This is a genomic window from Robinsoniella sp. (assembly GCF_034124845.1).
The window spans coordinates 1-5,385 of sequence record NZ_JAWYAJ010000271.1 but is presented as its reverse complement, the minus strand read 5'-3'; the positions used below and the strand labels follow the sequence as shown (position 1 = coordinate 5,385).

Sequence of the window (5,385 nt, the reverse complement as noted above, 5' to 3'; positions counted from 1 at the left end):
TATTTCAAACTAAAAACAACTCCGCTTCCTGTTTCTTTCTTACTGATTTTTCACTGAAACTTTACTGTTTTCTACTAATAAATTTTAACAGTTTTAGGCTGACCCTTACCTGCAAAAACCTTTTTATAAGCTCTCACTTTTTTGCCAGGCACATCTATTACTGCATTTTTATGAATTCCTTTCAGGCACTGACTGTATGCTTTCCTTAGATTTAAAGATTTGACAACGATAATCTTTAATCCTTTATCACCATAAAATGCCTTTTTACCAATTGTCTTCAATCCACTGCCAATTGTAATCCCTGAAAGTTTTGTACATTTATAAAATGCACTGCTTCCAATGGTTTCTACATATTTTCCAATTGTAACCTTCTTTAATTTCGTATTGCCTTTGAATGCTTTGCTGTTGACCGCCGTTACTTTAAAAGTGAAACCGTTTATTTTCACCGTATCCGGAACCTTAATTGCAGTGAAAGTCTTTTTAACCGGTTTCAGAACTGTAACCGTTCCATTTTTTGCTGCTGATTTTGTTATGCAGTATACCAGATTTCCCACAGTATGGGTCGTCTTCTTAGCGGGTATAACCGGCTTTTTCACAAGGCTCTGTATAGAATCCTTCATCGCTCTTACTGCAGAGTCCACCACTGGCTGCAATTTTTTTACAGGTTTTGCCTCAGCCAGGGATTTCGCAACAGCCAGTGTGTTATCCAGGGATTTCAGGGAAAACTCCGTATACTGGCTTCGGTTTATTGCTGCCGCCTCTTTCATAATTGCATTTAACGCGATAAGATCTGCATATTCTGCTTTAATCTCCGGTTTCTTTTCTTGCAGGGTACAAATAGCATTCATCAGATCCGTTACTGCCTGATTAATCGCCTTTTGATCTGAAAGATCTGTTTTATCCGCTTTACTTAGTGCATCCATCACTCTTTTGTATGATTCCTCTGTATATCTTGACGGATCCAGTTCTTTTGTAACCTTACGGGTTTCTTCCAGAACGGTTAAATTCACTGGTTTATACTGAAGAAGTTCTTTCTGAGCCAACTCTAATGATGCGTAGGCTTCTGCCACCTCTGTTTCTCCGGTCTCCGTTTCGTCTTGCTGCAATACTTTCTCCATTTGCCCAAGCAATGTTTTCATTGGCTGGTAAATATCAGCCGGATACTGTTTTTCCATCTTTTCGCAAAGCTCCGCTAAAGCACGAAGATCATATATCTTTGCCAATTCTGCACGCTTTACTATACCTGATATAGCAGTCAAAAGCCGATCTGCCGCTGTATTCACAACTTCCTGTTCTGCATTTGGATCACGGTGCACAGCTCTTGCAGCTTCCAGCGCTTCTTCATAGTTACTCCAGCTTGCGGCAGTTGTATTGTCCGCCGAATATTCTATTTCCGCTTCTGCTGCTTTAGCCAGCGCTTCTTTTAGAGAAGTTTTATCAGAAACGTCTTTTACATACTGGATCCGGGCATTTGCCCAGTTCACTGAATCACTCTGGTTTGTGGCATTCGTACCACCGCTTCCTGTCTCCGATGCATCAGATACCCATAACTTCATGTATTTATAGCCACTGATACCCACTTCAATATCCTGCGGCACAAAATAAGGTCTGGCACTGCCTCCCTTGTCAGCAGTATAGGCAAGGCTGCTCACATACAGCTCTTCATAGTTTTCTGATTTGTCTGTGGTTTTACTGCCCAAAACTTTAAACTGAACTGATGATGGACGTGTTTTATTAGTTAATACACAGGCATCAAACCCAATCGTGGAACGGAATATTTCACTATTATCCGGAAGCTCGTACACAATTTCGGAACAGGCAGCCGTACCGATTCCTTTTTCAATCGCTTTTGTAGACTCACTGGCTGCAATGGTATTCCAATCATAAATGCCTTCCTGAGCGCTATAGCTCAAATGCATAACTGTTGTGGGTGACCAGGATGCACTTCCATCGTATCTCCGGTCTTTCTGAGGCATATTATACTTTCCCTGTACCTTGTCTTCATCTCCAAACATAGGCGTAGTATCTGACCTGGTTCCCGCATATGCCCATTTCCAGTCCAGATCACTGAGATAAATACTGTCACCTTCTTCCTTGGGTTCTTCAATTACATATGTAAATACCGATACGGTACTGTCTCTATATCCTTCCTTTACCGCAATTGCTTTTATAGTCATAGAAGCTTCCATTTTAACTGGTGCTTCATACCGGAGGGACTCTTTTGTGGGCAGCGATCCATCCGTGGTATAATAAATATCTGCACCCACTGTAGCTGTGGACAGCACCACTTCCTGTTCTCCATAATAAGAACCCTCTTTCAGGGATGAAACAGGTGCCTGTACCTGCTTTTCCACCTCTGCTCCATCTTCCCCAATTTTATATTCAAAAATCCTAACCGGCCCATCAATCATTCCATCTTTATAAGAAATAGCTGTTACCTTTGTATCTTCCGTTATAAGCAGTGGAATGTCTTGCCGGTAGTAAGCCGTATACAGCCTGGGGGTTCTGCCGCTTATGGTATACTTCACCACAGCCCCCGGAGTCTCTGTTTCTAACTTCACTTCAAACGGTTCTTTATAGGTACCGGGTTTAACACTGGCTGTAGCCGGTGCTGTCCGGTTTTCCTTGGAATCTCCGATAATAAAATTAAACCATCCGTAATTAGAAGCGGTAAGTCCGTCTGCCGATGCCATTACTTTTAAGTTCGTGCTCTTATCCAGAATCATTGGTCCGGTATATTTCTGTGATCCGGTACCTGGGTTTTTACCATCTGTGGTATAGTAGATTTCTGCATTTGGTGTCCTGGTTTTTAATTCTACTGTAACAGGCTCCTGATAAATCCCACCCATACCTGCTGTTCCATTTACTTCCACATACGGTGTCAGTACTCTTTTTGTCTGATCCGTAAACCGGTAAGTAAAAGTACGTACCTCACTGGCGGCATCTCCCTTACAGGCAATTGCCTTAACGGTCGTATCGCTGTTCAGAGTCAATGGCGATGAGGTATTATAGTGTATGGACGTTTTTGATTCCCCAGAGGGTTCTGTTCCATCAATGGTGAAATAAATCTCTGCATCCTGCGTATCCGATGTCAGGTAAACTGCCTGGGTTGAAGTATAGTGATCCGGCTGGGATATTGCACGTACCGGACTTACACCAGCATTTTTAATTTTATAGTCCAGGTGAATCACATCACTGGTAAGCATTCCATCTTTCATCGCTGCCGCTTTTATAACCATGCTGTCCGATACAAGGATCGGGGCCGGATTTGTACTGTTTTCACTATAGTACAGGGATGTTTCATTCGGTTCACTGCCATCCGTAGTATAAAAAATATCTGCATCACTGGTATCTGTATGCAAAAATACCTTGATAGGTCCATCGTAAGTTCCGCTTTCTTTATCTGCTGTAACCGGCGCAATCTTCTTAAGGCTGCCCTGAACCTGCACGTTACACACTGCCTGAATATTCCCATCTAAAGTAGTTCCGGTAATAACTGCAGACCCTTCTGTCATTCCGGTCACTATAGCACTGTTAGAAACCTCCGCTATCTGAGGATTACTGCTTTCCCAGCGGATTCCTTTATCCGTGGCATCATATGGCTGTATCTGTGCATGGAGTTTTTTACGGTCTCCTGCCTGTATTGTTATATCGTTTTCTTCAATGTTTAACTCTTCTGCCGGTTTATAAATTCTGGATACATCAGTCCCTGCAGGCACTACCGAATATCCTTTGCCCGCTCCTATTGATAATGTTATGCTGCCGGATGTAATATCCACATTTGTGAGTACCTGCTGTGTCAGACCTTCTTTTGTAATCTGATATACATCAGCATGGGTAACTTCTTTCCACCCTTTTGGAAATTCCCATGTCCGATCGGTATAACCGTTTTTACTGTACGCAATCACTTCCGGATAATCGTTATTCCAAAGTGCAGGGATAAAATAATCCGTTCCTTCTGCGAGTACCTTGTTATCTTCTTTAATTACAACTCCTTTTACTGTATTTTCTGAAGTTACTCCATCCGAAAACTGTACGCCTGATGCAGAAGCAGAAATACGGTCAAAACTGTTTAAATACTGCCAGGGCAGCGTAGTTGTGGCAAAATCTGCAAGCCATCCATCTGCACTTTTTCCCGGCTGCAGATTACCTTCCGGTGTATGGGAAGTACCAAATAGTTCAGATCCGCCGTCGCCCCCGGTATACAACGCTGCAGGTATGGACATATTCCAGTTTATATCTGCTTTTCTAAAATGCCATGCCATTGCCTGGAGACCTATAAAAGCCTCATTGCCGGATACATCGCTTGGACGATAGCTGTCCACAAATTCTGATGTTAAATCTAATCCCAGTGTCCTCCAGTACTGGAACATCTTGCGCATGCTTTCAATATCTGTGGAACGGCTGTATCCATACTTATCCTGAGCATACTGGCTCATAGGTTCGGCTGCTCCGAATCCTGTTGTGGACTGAGGTACTACGATATGAAAAGCATCGGAATGGATGGTATGCCCTTCAGCCAATGTGGGATAAGTTTCAATCAGACGTTCCATTCTGCGCTGCATGGTTTTCAGCTCCCAGTCACGGGTATAAGAAATAACACCGCCTTCTCCATATACCGTCTGACCGCCATCCTTTCTCCTTCCCAGAATATCCTTCGCATAATATTCATCATAGAGCGGGCTGTCCGTATATGTAGTGCTCATATTTAGATGGAAGCTCACCGTGGTATTGTATTTTTTTGCTTCCTGCATAAAATAGGCAAGGCTTTCTTTCGCTGTCATTCCCGGTATTTTCAGGTACTCGTCTACTTCGTCCCAGGATGGGTATCCGGTGTCGTGACCGTCTGACTGCCATCCAACCAGATATACAATCTTGGGAATCCCTCTGGTCATGTTATCATATTCTTTTATCACATCCAGAGCCTGTCCAAAATTCATGTTTACCGTATTATTTCTGGCCATCATATGTAAATCCATTTTCATAACCAGTGTTTTGCTATAGTCAATCCAGAAAGGTGTAACCGCAAAGTTCACGTCCTTTGTCAGCGTTCTCTCTCCTGCCTTCACAGAAACTGTTACTTTTCCAGTACCGCCATTCCAGGCTTCTTCCATTCCTTCTTCTACATATTTCTCGTTTTTCAGCGGTGTAATAACCCCATTCTCATCTATGGACGCAATTTCCACGCCGCCGCTGGAACGAAGAGTCATGATGTCATATGTCACCTGTATACTGGGATCCTGTTCTGTAAATACTTCACCGGTTCCCATATTTGCCTTTACCGATATCTTACCAACCTGACCCCGGTTTTTTACCGGGTTTAAATTAGAATGGTCTATGGATACTTCAATACTTTCCAGCCCTTCATCCCGGAGTTTAAATTCA

Annotated in this window: 1 protein-coding gene; it reads right to left on the bottom strand. The window is 42.9% G+C overall.

The genetic code is table 11. The features are described from left to right. Positions 1-74: 74 nt before the first annotated feature. Positions 75-5,385 (bottom strand): chitobiase/beta-hexosaminidase C-terminal domain-containing protein (locus ACH2DQ_RS13370; RefSeq protein WP_395027055.1); only part of this gene is annotated, 5,311 nt, incomplete at its 5' end.